Origin of the sequence: Clostridium aromativorans, assembly GCF_020908015.1 — a bacterium.
Classification (GTDB): Bacteria; Bacillota; Clostridia; order Clostridiales; family Clostridiaceae; genus Clostridium_B; species Clostridium_B aromativorans.
In genome coordinates this window covers 199,938-217,800 of record NZ_JAJJPB010000001.1, presented here as the reverse complement: position 1 = coordinate 217,800, position 17,863 = coordinate 199,938, and the positions used below count along the sequence as shown (strand labels likewise).

Sequence of the window (17,863 nt, the reverse complement as noted above, 5' to 3'; positions counted from 1 at the left end):
GCATAATAGATGAGGTCAGGAGGGATAATTTGAAGCAAACTCAGCTCTTGAAAGGCGTACTTGAAGGATGCGTGCTTTTGATTGTTTTAGAAAATGAGGTATACGGGTATGAGATGATTCAGCTGTTAAGAAAACACGGATTTAAGGAAATAGTTGCCGGTACCGTATATCCGCTGCTGCAGAAGCTAGAAAAGCAAGGTTATCTTTCCAGTGTAATAAAACCTTCCCCGGAAGGTCCTGACAGGAGGTATTATTGTATAACTCCGGAAGGAAAAACCCACTGCGGGGATTTTATTGAACAATGGAAGGATTTGGTGTGTAAAGTTGATAATCTGATATGTTTGAAAGGGGGAAAATTGGATGAATAAACAAAATAATTCTGTAAACAAAATTGTTGAACAAAATAATCAGTTACGCGAAAAATTGAGGGAGGAGAATAGAGAGTATTATGAACAGCTTCTGGTATACCTCCGCAGTGCCGGATTATTTTATGACGATTATGAGATAGAAAACTTATTACTGCAGATTTTGCAGGATATAATTTCTGCCCAGGAGGATGGACAATCTGCTGAAGAATTTTTTGGGAAAAGGCCCCAGCTGGCGGCGGATGAATTGATTCAGAACCTTGGTAAATCCAGCAGGAAAGAAACATTGAAATTGGTAGGTCTGGTTTTTGGCATAAGCTCCTTTTTTGAACTGCTGAGTGCATTGGCATCTCCGGATAAGGGAATAAACCTTCTCGTATTGATTATATACGGCCTGCTGAGCTTTTTATTTGTAGGAATTGTATTTTTTATAATACACAAGAGTATTTATACAAAAGTTATTAGAGGAAAGGTTGCTTCCTTTCTGTTTACATGGCTCATCTTCTCTTTGATGATTGGTTCATTTATATTGATTGAAATATTTATTCCACCACTGCTGACTGTACATTTGTCAAATTCTCTGGGAATTTTCATAATATCCATTTTGCTTATTGGCAGTGTTATTCTGGCATTTATCCGAAGTAAGCAGGATGGAAGGATGTGGTGGCCTTTTCTGCCTTTCATATGGATCTTAGGTCTTATTGGAATTGCTTCAAGGCTGCCCGTGACGGAAAACTGGATGTCAAGCGGTGATGGTAAAATTACAGCAGCAGTGTTGACTGGGGTTGGGTTCATTCTTTTCTGGGTATTGACTTATTTGTGCCTTAGAGAAAAGAGAGAATAGTCATCTTACCGTTAGATTTATGGAAGAAATTATGATCTGGTGATTATTTCCATAAAATTTACAAATATGTCATTGATATTTAACAAATATTGTATATAATATTTGTCCTAAGGGATAAAACCTTAGCGAGATAAAAATATTATGTACCTCAAGAGTAAATATTAAAGTAGGCACCTGATTGTAAGGTGTCTACTTTAATAATAATTTCAATATTTCCCCAATTGCACATTAACTGCACTATGATTTTCTTAACTCATTTTATGTATGTTTATTTTCCTGTTAGCTTTACATACTCTGGAGAATGGCCTGTATAAGGGAGAAATCTATCTATAATGTATTTTGTCATAATTTTAAGGCTTGAGGAATACAGGGATGACATCCTAAATATTCCTTCTTTAATATTATATATAAGTATCAACACTCTTATCAAGTGACTCAGAAAGAAATTTTTATTGACAATAACGTAAATAGTTATTACTATTATTATTAAAATAGCAAAAAATTAATTAAAATTTTGAAATTGATTAAAATAATATGTTTGTAATATTAGAGGAGATGATTGTGTTGATTTATTTTTTTGCGGGACTGGTTATTGGTGTTCTGCTCTGTTGGTTGGCTTTCTCGTATATTAGAAGAAAAGAGAATGGGACCATTGAAAGAGCACTGAACGGACTGCTTAGTGATAAATATTATTTGAAAATGGATATGAATCATGAAAAGAATAAATGTATGAATATGATTGATTCCATCAGAAAGAAATCAATTAAAAACGATTTTAAATTTGAGGCATTGTTCAGCAAAATATACTCTGTATCAGACAGTCTTTCTCTAACTATAGAGGATACATCTCAATCTACTGGAGTTTTATACAATGAAGCAGAAAAATTATCTGAAATAAATGACGTATGCTGCAGTAGGGTAAATGGTATGCTGGATGACATGAAAAAAGTGATGAAACTGTTTGAAAATGTAAAAAGCACTTCAAATGATATTTCTTCGACACTGGATAAATCGCAGCAGATTATAACAAATGGTGCAGAAGATATAATGAAGATAGTTGCCAGTGTTAAGGAGATAAAGACATCTACTGACAAAACAGTGGAGAGAATTAATGAACTGAAGGATATTTCGCTGAAAATATCCACTATACTAAATACGGTACGCAGCATATCAGAACAAACTACGATGCTGGCTTTAAATGCTTCTATTGAAGCTGCACGGGCAGGTGAGTATGGGAAAGGGTTTAGTGTAGTTGCGAAAGAGATATCCGTACTGGCTGAAAACAGCAAAAGCTCTGTTTCACAAATAGCGGGACTTATAGAGAAAATCGAAAATCAGATTGAAATTGTCATTCGGACAGCAGTTCCAAATATGGAAAATGTCAAGAAAAGCGTGGCTTATTCCGAAAATATAGGAAATATATTGAATAAAATGAATGGTTCAGTACAGAATATCTTGACTTCAGTGAATAAAATATTGGATTTTACCGACAAAGAATACAATTCTGTAGAAAATATAAATTCAAATTTTAATGAAATACAGCAGAACTTTAATGATATCAATTCAAGTGTAAATACAATGCACAGTTCTGTCAAAAATCAAAATGACAGTATACAGGATCTGCAGAAAATGAAAGGATTTTTGCTTGAGGCATTATCATCTTTGGATGAGTTTTCTAAAAAAATTGAAGACAATGTTTATAAACTCAATACAGATGTAGTGAAATCCAAATGTTCTGATATTATTGAGAATATTGAGAAAGATCTTCTTTCAAATCGTGAACTTTTGAAATTGGAACAATCCCTGCACAAGAAGATACTCTCTGAATTCCTGGAAACTCATTCAAATCTGGAAGCAATTTGGACAAACTACATAAATGGAAAATTTATTTATTCCAATCCTCCCAATGGAATAGCAAATGCCGGCAAAAGGCTGTGGTTTAGAAAAGCCATGGAAGGCAGCAAATACATTTCAGATGTTTATATATCTGCCATCAATTCTAACCCCTGTGTTACAGTTTCCATGCCTATACGTGATTTGAAGGACAGTATAGTTGGAGTTATAGGGGCAGATTTTAAAATTGACATATAGAAATATCATGGAAGCAACAGCACCGTAGAATTCAGGTATGAATAGTACGGTGCTCAATAATTATTTTATAAATTTCTACTTAGGAAAACATCTTTTGCAACTGAAACGGCATTTAACACTTTTGGAAAACCTAAATATGGTATACACTGTATAAAAACTTCAATTATTTTTTCATTTGATATTCCAACATTCAATGCTCCGTTGATGTGGACTTTCAGCTGTTCTTCACATCCACCTAGTGCAGTAAGTGCTGATAAGGTGACCAGTTCTCTCTGCTTTAAATCCAGTGGTGGCCTGGTGTAAATATCGCCAAAAGCAAACTCAATAATATATTTTCCCAGATCCGGGGCAATATCTTTAAGTGATTCTACTACTTCTGTGCCTCCTGTTCCATCAACTTCTTTTAACTTGTTTACTCCTAATTCATAACGACTTTTCATGATTGCATTGCCTCCTTATATTTGATAACATTATAATACATGCTGGAGTTAACTCTATGTCAATAGGGAGATGAATATATTTTGAATTATCATATTGGAGAATTTTCTAAAAAGATGGGATTGAGCATAGACACATTACGCTATTATGAAAAAATTGGTTTGATTCATCCGGTGCGAGATAAAATCAATAGGCGGATATATTGTGAAAGAGATATATCATGGCTCAATTTTATATTTAGGTTAAAAGAAACGAATATGCCAATTAAACAAATTCAACATTACTCTGAGTTAAGGTATAAAGGTGATAGTACTTTAAAAGAGCGTCTGGAATTATTGGAAAAGCAAATGAACAGATTATATGAGCAAAAAAATAATATAGAAGACAATATATTGCATATGAAACAAAAAATTGGTATTTATAAGAAAAAGATTAAGGAGCAAGAGGTCAATAAATGAGGAAAAAGTTTTTTATAGTGTTTTTGTGTTTGATTTGTTTGACTGCTGCAGGGTTTGAACTTTTTACACATAGAAATATATTTCACGATAAAAATACAGCAAAGGTACAGAGCAAAAATACGGTTGATGAAAAAAAGCATGATACAATTGATGAAAAACTAAAGAAAACAATAGTATTTGAGAATTCGGATAAAGACGGAGATGGCATAAGGGATCAGGAAGATATACTTCTTGGAGCAAGAAAAGAAGCCCGTAAAAAAGTAAAATATAAAAGCGGGTATTATGTAGGCGGATACCCTTCGGAAAATGAAGGTGTGTGTACTGACCTGGTCTGGAGGGCTTTTAAGAATGCAGGGTATAATCTTAAGGATATGGTGGATGAGGACATAAAAAATAATCCTAGTAATTATGCAGGTGTTCTTAAAAGAATTGATCCGAATATAGATTTTAGGAGGGTGTCCGTTCTCTATATTTATTTTAAGAACCATGCAGCCAGTATCACTACTCAGCTGAAACCCAATGATTTTGAAAATCTGAAACAGTGGCAGCCGGGCGATATCCTGACTTTTGACAATAGCGAACACATAGCTGTAGTTTCCGACAAGAGAAGGGCAGACGGTATTCCATATATAATACACAGTGCACCGCCCTATGCCAGAGAAGGTAATGAAATCATGTACTGGATGCCTAGAATAACAGGTCATTTTAGATTTCCTAAATAAGTTATGTGAGAAAGAGGACTATTTTAATCCAGATCTTTTTTTGAATAACCGCAGCAGTGGGGAACAGGCAGGTCAGAATCATAAGCACTGCAGGCATCATGATAATAGCTGAGTTTATGGTCAATTAAACGTAGATTTTTCTTTAAAGAGTCTATTTGCTTTAGCACATTTTCTCTGTGCCTTAGGAGCATGTCATTGCGGGCATGTAGTGTATAATTCCCCTGATTCTGCCAGTCTGTAAACTGTTTTATATCTTTTATGCTCATTCCCGTATTTTTCAAACAACAGACTATAGAAAGCATTTCCAGGTCATCCTGAGTGAAAATACGGTTTCCCCATTTGTTTCTTCTGATGGAAGGCAGCAATCCTTCCCGATCATAATATCTTAGTGTATATGTGGTTAAGTTCATTTTTTTGGCTGCCTGGGAAATAGTGTATTCCAAATTAATCACCTCAAATCATGTTTTATCTTATTATTATACATCTTACAGTTAACTCTAAGGCAAATGCAAGAAAGGCATTATCTCCTTTTAAGGAGTGGGGGTATTAGCAAATGGCAGTCTTCGGATAAATAAATTTTTTGTTATATACTATTGACTTACAGCTATCTAAAAGGTTTATAGTTATAGTAATGAATATTTGAAAGAAGGTTATAGATTATGAAAGTTATAGCAATTAACGGAAGTCCGCGGAAGGATGGAAATACAAGTCAAGCTTTAAAGGTAATGGCAGATGAATTGCGAAATCAAAATATAGATGTTGAGATTATTCAGATTGGACATTTAAATATCCATGGATGTACAGCATGTGGATACTGTGTAACTTCCGAGAAAAACAGATGTGTTTTTAAAGATGATATTGTCAATGAAGCAGCAGAGAAAATGAGAGAGGCAGATGGATTTATTCTGGCATCACCTACCTATTATGCCGGAATTGCAGGAACCATGAAATCTTTTTTGGATAGAGTATTCTTTACAAGTTCAGGTTATTTTAAATTTAAAGTGGCAACTTCTATTTCTGTGGTAAGGCGTGCAGGAGGTGTGGATGTAGTACATCAGTTAAATAACTATCTCAATCTGGCGGAAACAATTTTACCACCATCTCAATATTGGACCTCAGCCTATGGTATGAATAAAGGTGAGGTTATGCAGGATGGCGAGGGAATACAGACACTTCGCAAAAACGCAAGGGCCATGGCATGGCTTCTCAAAGTAATTCATGATGGAAAGGAGAAATTTTCTCCACCTGATGATGAAGATCATATCATGACAAATTTTATTAGGTAAATTATGAAAGGATATAGTTGGTAATAAAATAGAAGTACAGATTAATGACAAACAGCGGGATAAATTGAGCCTGCTGTTTTGTTTTTAATTAGGTCAATGATTTTAAGGATCACAACATAAAGGTGAAAATTCTATTACTTTAGTTCAATTTGCTTGTATTTTATAGTATACTAAAATTAATAGTAAAAAAGATACAATATACGAAAAAAAAGTGTATTTGGAAGTCCTGCATTTTACATCATTTGTTCTTTGAAATTTACACTTTGAACTTTATATTTTAGCAAAGTATCCAGGGGGCACAATAGTGCTTATCACATCCACACTTTGAAAAGATTGGGCGTGGTAGCAGTGGCCTTTTGATCAATAAACATAACAGGGAGGATTAGATACATGTATTGTGTTAGAAAAGTAGACAAAGATATCTATTGGGTTGGTGGAAATGATAATCGCCTTGCCCTATTTGAAAATGTTCATCCAATTCCTGAAGGAATTTCCTATAACTCCTATATGCTTTTGGATGAGAAAACTGTACTCTTTGATACAGTGGATTGGGCGGTTTGCCGCCAGTTCCTTGAAAACATAGAGGCAGTTCTTAAAGACAGGACTTTAGATTACATGGTAGTCAATCACGTGGAACCGGATCATGCAGCTTGCATTGAAGAGGTTATTCTCCGCTATCCTGATGTAAAGATTATATGTACTAAAAAAGCTGCTGTATTTATGAGGCAGTTTGGTTTTGTTGCAGACAGAAAAGTAGAAGAGGTTAAAGAGGGAGACACCAAATCCTTTGGAAAACACAAGGTTATGTTTGTAACTGCTCCGATGGTACATTGGCCGGAAGTCATGGTTACCTATGATACCACAAATGGTGTATTATTTTCTGCCGATGCATTTGGTACCTTTGGAGCACTAGGTGGAAAATTATTTAATGATGAAGTGAACTTTGACAGAGATTGGATTGAAGACGCAAGAAGATATTATACAAATATCGTAGGCAAATATGGTTTTAATGTTCAGGCACTTTTGAAGAAAACCAGCAAGTTGGATATTAAGACTATTTGCCCGCTGCATGGTCCGGTATGGCGCAGCAATCTGGGATATTTTCTTGAAAAGTATGATAAGTGGAGCCGCTATGAACCTGAAGAAAAAGGTGTAATGATAGTTTATGCGTCAATGTACGGCAATACAGAGTCCGCTGCAAATAATCTGGCAGCCAGATTAGTGGAAAAGGGAATAAATAATGTGGTTATGTACGATGTTTCAAAAACCCATGTATCCTATTTGATTTCCGAAACATTTAAATACAGCCATGTGGTTCTTGCGTGTGTAACCTACAACATGAAAATTTACCCCCCAATGCTTGATTATCTGGAACATATGAAGGCGTTGAATCTTCAGAAGCGTACTTTTGCCCTTATAGAAAATGGTTCCTGGGCTCCTCAGTCGGGTAAATTGATGCGGGAATTTTTAAATGAAATGAAGGAAATGACTGTTTTAGATGATGAGATGTCATTGAGATCCAAAATGAAAGAGGATGATGCTGGTTCAATGGATGAGCTTGCTGACAGTATTATCAGGTCAATGAAATGATCTTAGAAGAACATCAATGTGCAATTAAGAAAATTATTGCGAAAAAATTATCAATATTTTAATTATGAAATATTTTCTGTAGTTTTAAATAAAATTTATTGCAGAACAATTATTAATGAACAATTTTTTTTAAATAATATCAAAACTCTAAAAATAAAAGGAATAGGAAGATAAAAAGTGTCAGATAGGTAGAATAAAATTTATTGCCATTTTAATGGAGATTTATGAGAAAAATGAGTCAAAATTAAGATTGTTAGGAAAAATGCTGAGGGCTATAATTAGTGTATAGGTTTTAGATTGATACTAAAGTAATATTATTTAATAAAAGGGAGGGGCATAAATGTTTTTTAAAACTACTGAACAACATGAAAATTTGAGAATGAAAATCAGAAAATTTGCTGAAGAGGAAGTTAAACCTATAGCATTCACACTGGATCAAGAGAATCAATTTCCAGATGAAATTGTTCATAAAATGACGGATATGGGAATTATGGGTATTCCATATCCAAAAGAATATGGAGGAGCTGGATTGGATGTAATCAGTTATGCTATAGCTGTAGAAGAGTTGTCAAGAATTGATGGCGGGGTAGGTGTAATTCTTTCTGCCCATACATCCTTGGGCACATATCCAATTGCCGCCTATGGAACTGAAGAACAAAAGCAAAAATACTTAGTCCCGCTGGCTAAAGGTGAAAAGCTTGGTGCATTTGGTTTGACTGAGGAAAATGCAGGTAGTGATGCTGGCGGCACAGAGACTACTGCTGTATTGGAAGGTGATCACTACATTTTAAATGGTGAAAAGATATTTATAACCAATGCAGGAAAAGCTGATGTTTATATAGTTTTTGCAGTTACTACTCCAAATATAGGTACTCACGGTATAAGTGCATTTATTGTGGAGAAAGGCTGGGAAGGCTTTAGTTTTGGAAAACATTATGATAAGATGGGTATTCGATCCTCAGCTACTGCAGAACTTGTTTTTAATAATGTAAAAGTACCTAAAGAAAATCTTTTAGGTAAGGAGGGTGAAGGCTTTAAGATCGCTATGTCTACTCTGGATGGAGGCCGTATTGGTATTGCAGCCCAAGCTCTCGGCATAGCACAGGGAGCATATGAGAATGCCTTAGAGTACTCGAAAGAAAGAATACAGTTTGGGAAACCAATCTGTCGACAGCAGGTCATTGCTTTTAAACTGGCGGATATGGCTACGAAGCTTAGAGCTTCCAGACTGCTTATTTACAGTGCGGCAGAGCTGAAGGGAAACCATGAACGTTACAGTGTGGAGGCTGCTATGGCAAAACAATACGCTTCGGATGCTTCACTTGAGATTGTCAATGATGCCCTTCAAATATTTGGAGGAAGCGGTTATATGAAAGGAATGGAGGTTGAACGCGCCTATAGAGACGCCAAAATCTGTACTATATATGAAGGAACCAATGAGATTCAGCGTGTGGTTATTGCCGCTCATATTGTTGGTAAAGCTCCTAAAGGCCAATCTGGAATTAAAACTTCTCAGCATGGACCAGCTACGGGTTATCGTAAGAAAATTGTTTTTAACAAGGGAACTTCCAAGGAAAAAGTTGATGCACTCGTAAAAGCTCTTAAGGAAGATGGATATGATTTTACAGTTGGAATTCCAATAGATACTCCTATAAATAAAGCAGAAAGAGTAGTAAGTATAGGCATGGGTGTAGGTAAAAGAGAAAATATGAAGCTTATAGAAGATTTAGCAGTACAAGCAGGTGCGGCTATAGGTTCTTCACGTCCAGTAGCTGAAACCCTTAAGTATGTACCACTGAATCGTTTTGTTGGTATGTCCGGTCAAAAATTCAAGGGAAATTTGTATATTGCCTGCGGTATTTCCGGTGCGGGTCAGCATTTAAAGGGCATAGTGGATGCTTCTACAATTGTTGCCATAAATATAGATCCTAATGCCAAAATCTTTAAAAATGCTGATTATGGTATAGTCGGAGACTTAGTAGAAATTGTGCCATTGCTTACTGCTGCACTGGATAATGGACAGCCTAAAAAGGAGGCACCGCCAATGAAGAAGATGAAGAGAGCAGTTCCTAAGAAAGTTGTTCCAAACTGGAAACATTATGTTTGTAATGGCTGCGGTTACGAATATGACCCAGCTGTGGGTGACCCTGAGGGTGAAATAAACCCGGGAACGCTTTTTGAAAATATACCGGAGGAATGGACTTGTCCTGCTTGTGGTGAAGAAAAAGGTGCATTTATAGAATGCTAAATTATAATTAATAAACAAAATAGGGAGGATTAAATACATGTATTGTGTTAGAAAAGTAGATGAAGATCTTTATTGGGTTGGAGGGAACGATAATCGTCTTGCCTTATTTGAAAATATTCATCCAATTCCAAGGGGAGTTTCCTATAACTCCTATGTGCTTTTGGATGAGAAGACTGTGCTCTTTGATACAGTGGATTGGGCAGTCTGCCGCCAGTTTCTTGAAAATATAAAAGCAGTTCTTAAAAATAGAACTTTAGATTACATGGTAATCAATCACGTGGAACCGGATCATGCGGCCTGCATTGAAGAGATACTTCTCCGCTATCCTGATGTAAAGATTATATGCACTGAAAAAGCTTTTATGTTTATGAATCAGTTTGGATTCAATTTAGATGAAAAAGTGGAAAAAGTTAAAGAAGGCGACACTAAGTCCTTTGGAAAACATAAAGTGGTGTTTGTAACTGCCCCGATGGTACATTGGCCGGAAGTCATGGTTACCTATGATGCTACAAATGGTGTATTGTTCTCTGCCGATGCATTTGGCAGCTTTGGCGCATTGGGTGGAAAGCTGTTTGATGATGAAACGGACTTTGACAGGGACTGGATTGATGATGCCAGGAGATATTATACAAATATTGTAGGTAAGTATGGACCTCATGTTCAGGCACTTTTGAAGAAAGCCAGCAAGCTGGATATTAAAACTATTTGTCCACTGCATGGTCCGGTATGGCGCAGTAATCTGGGATATTTTCTTGAGAAATATGATAAATGGAGCCGTTATGAACCGGAAGAAAAAGGTGTGATGATAGTTTATGCGACGATGTATGGCAATACGGAATCTGCTGCAAATAATCTGGCAACCAGATTAGTGGAAAAGGGAATGAATAATGTGGTTATGTATGATGTTTCAAAAACCCATGTATCCTATTTAATTTCCGAGACATTTAAATACAGCCATGTGGTTCTTGCGTGTGTAACCTACAATCTGAAAATTTATCCGCCAATGCTTGATTACCTGATGCATATGAAGGCGTTGAATCTTCAAAAGCGTACTTTTGCCCTTATAGAAAATGGTTCTTGGGCTCCTCAGTCGGGTAAATTGATGCATAAACTTCTGGAAGAGATGAAAGAGATGACTATTTTGGATAATGAAATATCATTGAGTTCCAGAATGAAAGAGGACGATGCCGGTTCAATGGATGAACTTGCTGACAGTATTATCAAGTCAATGAAATGATTTTAGAAAAATATCAGTGATTTTACAGTGCACCTCAAATGTTAAATAATAAGATAACATTTGAAGGTGCATTTTTTATGTCTGCATACCGGGATAAAAAAATGTTATTAATACAAAAAAGTAGATATAGTACAAAAATTCAAAAAAACTAGAGGATATTATGCAGTAAAATATTGTACTTTATGCCATGAAGAAGCTGATGTATTAAGTTAATATTAATATATAATATATCATTAAAAAGAAAAAACGTTTTCGCTAAAGTTTAGTTCTAAAAGAGGGGAGTTTTATTTATGTGCGAAGTTACAGAAGCGGCTAATGTACGTGCAATTGCTGCCAAGAAGAAACTATCATCACAATTTTTTAAAAAAGGCATATCAATTGCTTTATTTTCAGCTGTCATGTATGGATTCTATTCAGCATTTTTAACATTGGGTATGTCAAAGGGGATCTGGAGCGATTGGTATGGTGCTAATACAGCAGGCTTATCTGCTTTCGTCATTACATATCTACTAGGTGCACTTGGCAGTGCAGTGAATGATTCCTGCAGTGCTGTTTGGGCATTGCTTTATGCAAGTATTAAAGGTAAAATAGGGGATTTTTTTAGGTGTCTTAACACTACTCCAGGTCGTGTGATGATATTAGCTGCTCTTATAGGAGGTCCTATTTCCAGTACGGCTTATGTTGTAGGCCTTCAAATGGCAGGTTCAATTGTCATTCCTATTACTGCCCTTTGTCCAGCTATTGGTGCTATTTTAGGCAGAATTTTGTTTAAACAAGAATTAAACAAACGCATGATGCTGGGCATTGCTATTTGTGTTATTGCCAGTTTTATGATTGGCAGCACAAGTATTGGCGGAAGTGCACCAAAGGGTGCATTCTTAGGTGTTTGCATTGCTTTTATCGCTGCTCTTGGATGGGGATTTGAGGGTTGTGTTGCTGGTTATGGTACATCTATGATTGACTGTGAAATTGGTATTACTATTCGTCAGGTGACATCAGGTATCTCAAATTTGATTATATTGCTTCCTATTTTTGCTGCAATGGCAGGTAATATTAAACTTTCAGCTAATCTTGCTGGCCAGGCTTTTTCAAGCGGATCTGCCATGATTTGGTTTGCCTTAAGTGGTCTTTGTGCATTTGCATCATACATGTGCTGGTATAGAGGCAACAGTATGTGCGGTGCTGCTCTTGGCATGGCTTGTAATGGTACTTATTCATTTTGGGGACCTTTCTGCTGCTGGATAGTGCTTGGTGTATTTGGCGGTATGGAAGGTTGGGGATTACCTCCTATTGCCTGGATTGCCGCTATATTGATGATATTTGGTATTTTGGTAATATCCATGAACCCAATGGATTTATTCAGAAAAAAGGAGGTTAAGTAGTATGAAAAAACCGCTTAACTATGCTATTTTAAAATATTTTACGACAGTTAAAGAAGCTTGTGCAGAAGACGTTATTGAGGCTTTAAAAAGTGAGTATGGCAATTTTAAAGCACTTAAAAAGAAGGCTGTAGTCTTTGCACTAATGACTGCTGAAGCCAATGGACTCCTTGAAGAAACGAGATTTGAAATGGACAAAGAAGGTATTTTGAAAGTTTACTATAGAGCACCTGAAGAGGGTGCAGCTACAATTAATAAATATATTAAGGGTTGATAATTTGATATAGAAAGAGGGGGTTTATGAAGTGAGGTATTACGGAGAAGAAGCATTGGGGCTTGTTGAAACGATAGGTATGGTTCCTGCAGTTGAAGCAGCAGATAAGATGTTGAAAGCTGCTGATGTTGAGCTCATATCCTATGAAAATATAGGCTCTACTCTTGTCACAATTATGATAAAAGGTGATGTTGCTGCTGTTAAAGCATCTGTGGAAGCTGGAGCTGCCGCTGCCGCTGCAATAGGCAAATTGACAGCACACAATGTTATGCCGCGGCCCATTAAGGGTGTTGGGGATATTGTTTCGGTACATGATGTGGATGCATAAAAATAAAATGAGGGAAAGGGAATACAGATGGATAAATGCATAGCTTTAGGTCTAATAGAAACATTCGGTTTGGTTTTTGTTTTGGAAGCTGCAGATGCAATGTGTAAAGCTGCAGATGTTGAATTGATTGGTTATGAAAATGTAGCTTCCGGTTATATCTCCGTGCTGGTTCGTGGAGACGTAGGGGCATGTAAGACAGCTGTAGAGGCCGGTGTAAAAGCTGTAGAAAATATGGATGCCGAAGTCTATAGTTCAGTTGTTATTGCAAGTCCCCATCCAGATCTTGAAAAAATTATTGCACGTTATTCACTTGAAAATTTGCTTCCTCAATAGGCGGAAGATATAGCTGCATTATATGAAATGTAGAAGGCACAAAATTAAGATATTTGGTCAATAAATGATGAAAGGGAGAGTCAGAAATGAATATTATTGACAATGATTTGCTCTCCATACAAGAATCTAGAATTCTTGTGGAAAATGCAAGAGATGCACAAAAACTTCTGGCAGCTTTTCCTCAGGAAAAACTGGATGAGATTGTTGAGCGTATAGCGGAAGAAATAGGAAAGCATGCCTGTGAACTTGCCGTGATGTCCCAAGATGAAACTGATTATGGTAAATGGCAGGATAAATATGTAAAAAATCGATTTGTCAGTAAGTGCCTGCCAGCTAGGCTTAGAGGAATGCGTTGTGTGGGAATTATTGGTGAGGATAAACAGAACAAGACCATGGATGTAGGGGTGCCGATGGGTGTAATTATTGCATTATGTCCCGCGACTAGCCCAGTTTCTACCACTATTTACAAGGCTTTAATTGCAATCAAGTCTGGTAATGCAATTATTTTTTCTCCGCACCCCAGAGCAAAAAAAACAATTTGTAAAACGCTTGATATTATGATTCGTGCAGCAGAGGGTTATGGATTGCCGGAAGGTGCACTTGCCTATTTGCATACTGTGACGCACAGCGGGACGATTGCATTGATGAATCATGAGTCAACGTCATTGATTATGGATACGGGCGTTTCCAAAATGCTTAAGGCAGCTTATACATCAGGAAAGCCTGTTATCTACGGAGGAACCGGCAATGGGCCGGCGTTTATTGAGCGTACAGCTGATATTAAACAGGCGGTGAGAGATATTATTGCCAGCAAGACTTTTGACAATGGAATAGTGTCTGCGGCAGAACAATCAGTTGTTGTGGATAGCTGTATTGCAGCTGATGTTAAGCATGAATTTCAGAATAACGGCGGGTATTTTATGACAGAAGAAGAAACACAAAAACTTGGTTCTATTTTTTTTAGATACGATGGGAGTATGGATACAGAAATAGTAGGAAAATCAGCACAAAAATTAGCTAAGAAGGCAGGCTTTTGTGTTCCAAGTAGTGTGAAGGTATTGATCTCGGAACAGAAATATGTTTCCGAGAACAACCCTTATTCAAGAGAAAAACTTTGTCCTGTACTAGCTTATTATATTGAGGATGATTGGATGCATGCCTGTGAAAAATGTATTGAACTGCTTCTCAGCGAAAGACATGGACATACTCTTGTTATACACTCAAAAAATGAAGAAGTAATTAGACAGTTTGCATTGAAAAAGCCGGTGGGAAGGATACTTGTTAATACGCCTGCTTCCTTTGGCAGCATGGGTGTTACAACTAATTTGTTTCCTGCTTTGACTCTGGGCAGCGGATCCATGGGTAAGGGCATGACTTCTGATAATGTTTCACCGATGAATCTCATCTATATCCGCAAAGTCGGTTATGGTGTAAGAAAAGTAGGAGAAGTTACTGGCAGAGTGATACCAGAAGGAAAAACCTGTATGGGTAATGAAGCAAGACCCCTGGATTATAATCCGGAGGATGTACAGATGCTTCAGCACATTTTAAAAAAAGCTATAGAAGAGATTAAGTAATGCATAGACAGATGTATATAAACTACAGATGGAAAAATCAGATAACTGAATCTGAAATAATTATAAAAGAAGAGAGGTAAGTATTTTGGATATTCGTGAATTTTCAAGTAAATTTGCAGAAGCAACTAAAAATATGTCTGCAAATGAACAAGTTGCTTTATTGAAAATATTTGAGGGTGTTTCGAAAGAAATCACAAAAGAAGATGAAAGTTCTGCTTCTAATTCTCAAACATGTTGTAGCGATGATAAGGGAGTCCCCAATGGAATGACAGGGCGTTTGAAAAAACTTAAGGAAAATTATTTGAAGCAAAAACCTTCCATAACCACATATCGTGCCAGAGCAATAACTAAAATTGCCAAAGAAAATCCTGGTATGCCTAAAATTTTACTGCGTGCCAAATGCTTCCGCCACTGTTGTGAAACTGCACCACTTGTAATTCAAGATAATGAACTTATTGTAGGAGCACCTTGTGGAGCACCTCGTGCAGGAGCCTTTTCTCCCGACATATCCTGGAGATGGCTGGCGGACGAAATTGATACCATTGGAACACGCCCTCAAGATCCATTTTATATTTCCGAAGAAGATAAAAAGATTATGCGTGAAGAGCTTTTCCCTTTCTGGAAGGGTAAATCCGTTGATGAATACTGTGAAGATCAGTATCGTGAAGCGGGAGTATGGGAACTTTCAGGTGAATCCTTTGTTTCAGATTGTTCTTACCATGCAGTCAATGGCGGCGGCGATTCAAATCCTGGATACGATGTGATCCTGATGAAAAAGGGTATGAAGGATATTCAGGAAGAAGCGAAGGAGCATTTAAAAAAACTGGATTATGAAAATCCGGAGGACATTGACAAGATCTATTTTTACAAATCCGTTATCGACACTACTGAAGGGGTTATGATTTATGCTAAGCGTATGTCTGATTATGCGGCTGAACTGGCTGTAAAGGAAATGGATCCTAAACGTAAAGAGGAACTGCAGAAGATTTCTGAAGTCAATGCATGGGTACCCGCACACAAACCCCGTACTTTCTGGGAAGCAATTCAATCTGTATGGACTATTGAATCACTGTTGGTAGTTGAAGAAAATCAGACTGGAATGTCTATTGGACGTGTGGATCAGTATATGTATCCATTTTACAAAGCAGATATGGAGCAGGGACGTATGAATAGTTTTCAGGCATTTGAGCTCGCGGGCTGTATGCTTATAAAAATGTCTGAAATGATGTGGATTACCAGTGAAAGCAGCTCCAAGTTCTTTGCAGGCTATCAGCCATTTGTCAATATGTGTGTAGGCGGTGTTACCCGTGATGGCCTTGATGCTACAAATGATTTGACTTACCTGCTGATGGATGCTGTCCGCCATGTCAAGGTTTATCAGCCGTCTCTGGCATGCCGTATTCACAACAAGTCGCCTAGAAAGTATTTGAAAAAAATTGTAGATGTTATTCGTGCAGGTATAGGATTCCCAGCTTGTCATTTTGATGATACACATATTAAGATGATGCTGGCAAAGGGAGTATCCATAGAAGATGCCAGGGACTACTGCATAATGGGATGTGTAGAGCCTCAAAAGGCCGGTCGGCTGTATCAGTGGACTTCTACTTCTTACACCCAGTGGCCTATTTGTATTGAATTGGTTCTAAACCACGGTGTTCCTCTGTGGTATGGCAAGCAGGTTTGTCCTGATATGGGAGAGTTGAACAGGTTTAAGAATTATGAAGAATTCGACAAAGCTGTTAAGGAAGAGATCAAATATATTACGAAGTGGACTGATGTTGCTACAGTTATTTCTCAACGTGTCCACAGAGATCTAGCTCCAAAGCCATTGATGTCTATCATGTATGAAGGCTGTATGGAGCATGGTAAAGATGTTTCTGCCGGTGGTGCTATGTACAACTTTGGACCTGGCGTTGTATGGACTGGCTTGGCTACTTATACAGATTCTATGGCCGCTATCAAAAAGCTGGTATTTGATGATAAAAAATATACACTACAGCAGTTAAATGAAGCGCTGAAAGCTGATTTTGTAGGATACGAACAGGTTAGAAACGATTGTATGAAAGCTCCTAAGTACGGCAATGATGATGATTATGTAGATCTGATTGCTGCGGATTTGATCAACTTTACGGAAATGGAACACCGCAAGTATAAGACACTGTACTCTGTCCTGAGTCATGGAACTTTATCCATATCCAATAATACACCGTTTGGACAAATGACAGGTGCATCTGCCAGTGGACGTAAAGCCTGGACGCCATTGTCCGATGGCATCAGCCCATCACAGGGTGCAGATTATAAGGGACCAACTGCTATTATCAAATCTGTTTCCAAAATGTCCTGTGACAACATGAATATAGGTATGGTCCATAACTTTAAGCTTATGGCAGGGCTGCTTGATACACCGGAGGGTGAGGAGGGCATTATCACGCTTTTGCGTACTGCATGTCTTTTTGGTAATGGACAGATGCAGTTCAATTACCTGGATAATAAAACGTTAGTTGAAGCACAAAAACATCCTGAACAGTATCGTGATTTAATTGTCCGTGTAGCAGGTTACAGTGCATTTTTCGTTGAGCTGTGCAAAGATGTTCAAGATGAGATTATAAGTAGGACTATGCTGACACATTTTTAAGTGTAGTATACCGTTGGATTTAAATTGATTTATCTGTTCCCATGTCTTTCTACGAACT

Annotated in this window: 17 protein-coding genes; 15 read left to right on the top strand and 2 right to left on the bottom strand. The window is 37.2% G+C overall.

The features are described from left to right. Positions 1-29 precede the first annotated feature (29 nt). The 3 genes from LN736_RS01025 to LN736_RS01015 all read left to right on the top strand — a co-directional run bounded on the left by LN736_RS01025 (position 30) and on the right by LN736_RS01015 (position 3,300). A complete protein-coding gene (locus tag LN736_RS01025; protein WP_179977942.1) occupies positions 30-368 on the top strand; it encodes a PadR family transcriptional regulator in 339 nt (112 codons plus the stop codon). Next, a complete protein-coding gene (locus LN736_RS01020) occupies positions 361-1,209 on the top strand; it encodes a DUF1129 family protein (RefSeq protein ID WP_179977941.1) in 849 nt (282 codons plus the stop codon). The genes LN736_RS01025 and LN736_RS01020 overlap by 8 nt, the downstream gene beginning before the upstream one ends. 561 nt (positions 1,210-1,770) lie before the next feature. Further along, the gene (locus LN736_RS01015; protein ID WP_229980453.1) at positions 1,771-3,300 is read left to right on the top strand and encodes a methyl-accepting chemotaxis protein; all 1,530 of its coding nucleotides are present in this window, start codon (positions 1,771-1,773) and stop codon (positions 3,298-3,300) included. Positions 3,301-3,365: 65 nt separating this feature from the next. On the opposite strand, the gene LN736_RS01010 is transcribed toward LN736_RS01015, so the two are convergent. Further along, positions 3,366-3,740 carry a carboxymuconolactone decarboxylase family protein gene (locus tag LN736_RS01010; RefSeq protein ID WP_179977939.1) on the bottom strand — a complete coding sequence of 125 codons (375 nt, stop codon included), beginning with the start codon at positions 3,738-3,740 and terminating at the stop codon, positions 3,366-3,368. Positions 3,741-3,821: 81 nt separating this feature from the next. On the opposite strand from LN736_RS01010, the gene LN736_RS01005 reads away from it, so the two are divergent. Both LN736_RS01005 and LN736_RS01000 read left to right on the top strand, forming a co-directional pair. Further along, positions 3,822-4,196 carry a MerR family transcriptional regulator gene (locus tag LN736_RS01005; RefSeq protein WP_179977938.1) on the top strand — a complete coding sequence of 125 codons (375 nt, stop codon included), beginning with the start codon at positions 3,822-3,824 and terminating at the stop codon, positions 4,194-4,196. Beyond that, complete coding sequence (locus LN736_RS01000; protein WP_150356881.1) at positions 4,193-4,918, top strand: DUF1287 domain-containing protein; 726 nt, start codon at positions 4,193-4,195, stop codon at positions 4,916-4,918. The genes LN736_RS01005 and LN736_RS01000 overlap by 4 nt, the downstream gene beginning before the upstream one ends. Before the next feature lie 23 nt (positions 4,919-4,941). Here the strand turns inward: LN736_RS01000 and LN736_RS00995 are convergent, their stop codons facing one another. Beyond that, positions 4,942-5,361 (bottom strand): MerR family transcriptional regulator, encoded by a 420-nt coding sequence (locus LN736_RS00995; RefSeq protein ID WP_150356880.1) that lies wholly within the window; start codon positions 5,359-5,361, stop codon positions 4,942-4,944. A 216-nt stretch (positions 5,362-5,577) separates the two neighbouring features. On the opposite strand from LN736_RS00995, the gene LN736_RS00990 reads away from it, so the two are divergent. From LN736_RS00990 to cutC, 10 genes are all read left to right on the top strand, one after another. Beyond that, a complete protein-coding gene (locus LN736_RS00990; protein WP_150356879.1) occupies positions 5,578-6,204 on the top strand; it encodes a flavodoxin family protein in 627 nt (208 codons plus the stop codon). Between the two features lie 390 nt (positions 6,205-6,594). Next, positions 6,595-7,794 carry an FprA family A-type flavoprotein gene (locus LN736_RS00985; protein ID WP_150356878.1) on the top strand — a complete coding sequence of 400 codons (1,200 nt, stop codon included), beginning with the start codon at positions 6,595-6,597 and terminating at the stop codon, positions 7,792-7,794. A 340-nt stretch (positions 7,795-8,134) separates the two neighbouring features. Beyond that, positions 8,135-10,042: an acyl-CoA dehydrogenase family protein gene (locus tag LN736_RS00980; RefSeq protein ID WP_150356877.1), complete on the top strand. Its 1,908-nt coding sequence runs from the start codon at positions 8,135-8,137 to the stop codon at positions 10,040-10,042. A gap of 37 nt (positions 10,043-10,079) precedes the next feature. Next, positions 10,080-11,279, top strand: coding sequence for an FprA family A-type flavoprotein (locus LN736_RS00975; RefSeq protein ID WP_150356876.1), 1,200 nt, complete (start codon positions 10,080-10,082; stop codon positions 11,277-11,279). Between the two features lie 290 nt (positions 11,280-11,569). Then, on the top strand, positions 11,570-12,661 hold the full coding sequence (locus LN736_RS00970; protein ID WP_150356875.1) for a hypothetical protein: 1,092 nt from the start codon (positions 11,570-11,572) through the stop codon (positions 12,659-12,661). Position 12,662: 1 nt separating this feature from the next. Continuing rightward, the gene (locus LN736_RS00965; RefSeq protein ID WP_150356874.1) at positions 12,663-12,932 is read left to right on the top strand and encodes a hypothetical protein; all 270 of its coding nucleotides are present in this window, start codon (positions 12,663-12,665) and stop codon (positions 12,930-12,932) included. Between the two features lie 31 nt (positions 12,933-12,963). After that, a complete protein-coding gene (locus LN736_RS00960; protein ID WP_150356873.1) occupies positions 12,964-13,260 on the top strand; it encodes a BMC domain-containing protein in 297 nt (98 codons plus the stop codon). A gap of 27 nt (positions 13,261-13,287) precedes the next feature. Continuing rightward, entirely contained in the window at positions 13,288-13,593 is a 306-nt protein-coding gene (locus LN736_RS00955; RefSeq protein ID WP_150356872.1) for a BMC domain-containing protein, read from the top strand. Between the two features lie 86 nt (positions 13,594-13,679). Next, positions 13,680-15,170 (top strand): aldehyde dehydrogenase family protein, encoded by a 1,491-nt coding sequence (locus LN736_RS00950; RefSeq protein WP_150356871.1) that lies wholly within the window; start codon positions 13,680-13,682, stop codon positions 15,168-15,170. Positions 15,171-15,255: 85 nt separating this feature from the next. Next, entirely contained in the window at positions 15,256-17,805 is a 2,550-nt protein-coding gene (cutC, locus tag LN736_RS00945; protein WP_150356870.1) for a choline trimethylamine-lyase, read from the top strand. Positions 17,806-17,863 lie beyond the last annotated feature (58 nt).

Coding starts and splice junctions, on each gene's coding strand:
- LN736_RS00980 (WP_150356877.1), top strand. CDS start 8,135: ATGTTTTTTAAAACTACTGAACAACATGAAAATTTGAGAATGAAAATC.
- LN736_RS01020 (WP_179977941.1), top strand. CDS start 361: ATGAATAAACAAAATAATTCTGTAAACAAAATTGTTGAACAAAATAAT.
- LN736_RS00955 (WP_150356872.1), top strand. CDS start 13,288: ATGGATAAATGCATAGCTTTAGGTCTAATAGAAACATTCGGTTTGGTT.
- LN736_RS00990 (WP_150356879.1), top strand. CDS start 5,578: ATGAAAGTTATAGCAATTAACGGAAGTCCGCGGAAGGATGGAAATACA.
- LN736_RS01000 (WP_150356881.1), top strand. CDS start 4,193: ATGAGGAAAAAGTTTTTTATAGTGTTTTTGTGTTTGATTTGTTTGACT.
- LN736_RS00975 (WP_150356876.1), top strand. CDS start 10,080: ATGTATTGTGTTAGAAAAGTAGATGAAGATCTTTATTGGGTTGGAGGG.
- LN736_RS00965 (WP_150356874.1), top strand. CDS start 12,663: ATGAAAAAACCGCTTAACTATGCTATTTTAAAATATTTTACGACAGTT.
- LN736_RS00970 (WP_150356875.1), top strand. CDS start 11,570: ATGTGCGAAGTTACAGAAGCGGCTAATGTACGTGCAATTGCTGCCAAG.
- LN736_RS00985 (WP_150356878.1), top strand. CDS start 6,595: ATGTATTGTGTTAGAAAAGTAGACAAAGATATCTATTGGGTTGGTGGA.
- LN736_RS00950 (WP_150356871.1), top strand. CDS start 13,680: ATGAATATTATTGACAATGATTTGCTCTCCATACAAGAATCTAGAATT.
- LN736_RS01010 (WP_179977939.1), bottom strand. CDS start 3,740: ATGAAAAGTCGTTATGAATTAGGAGTAAACAAGTTAAAAGAAGTTGAT.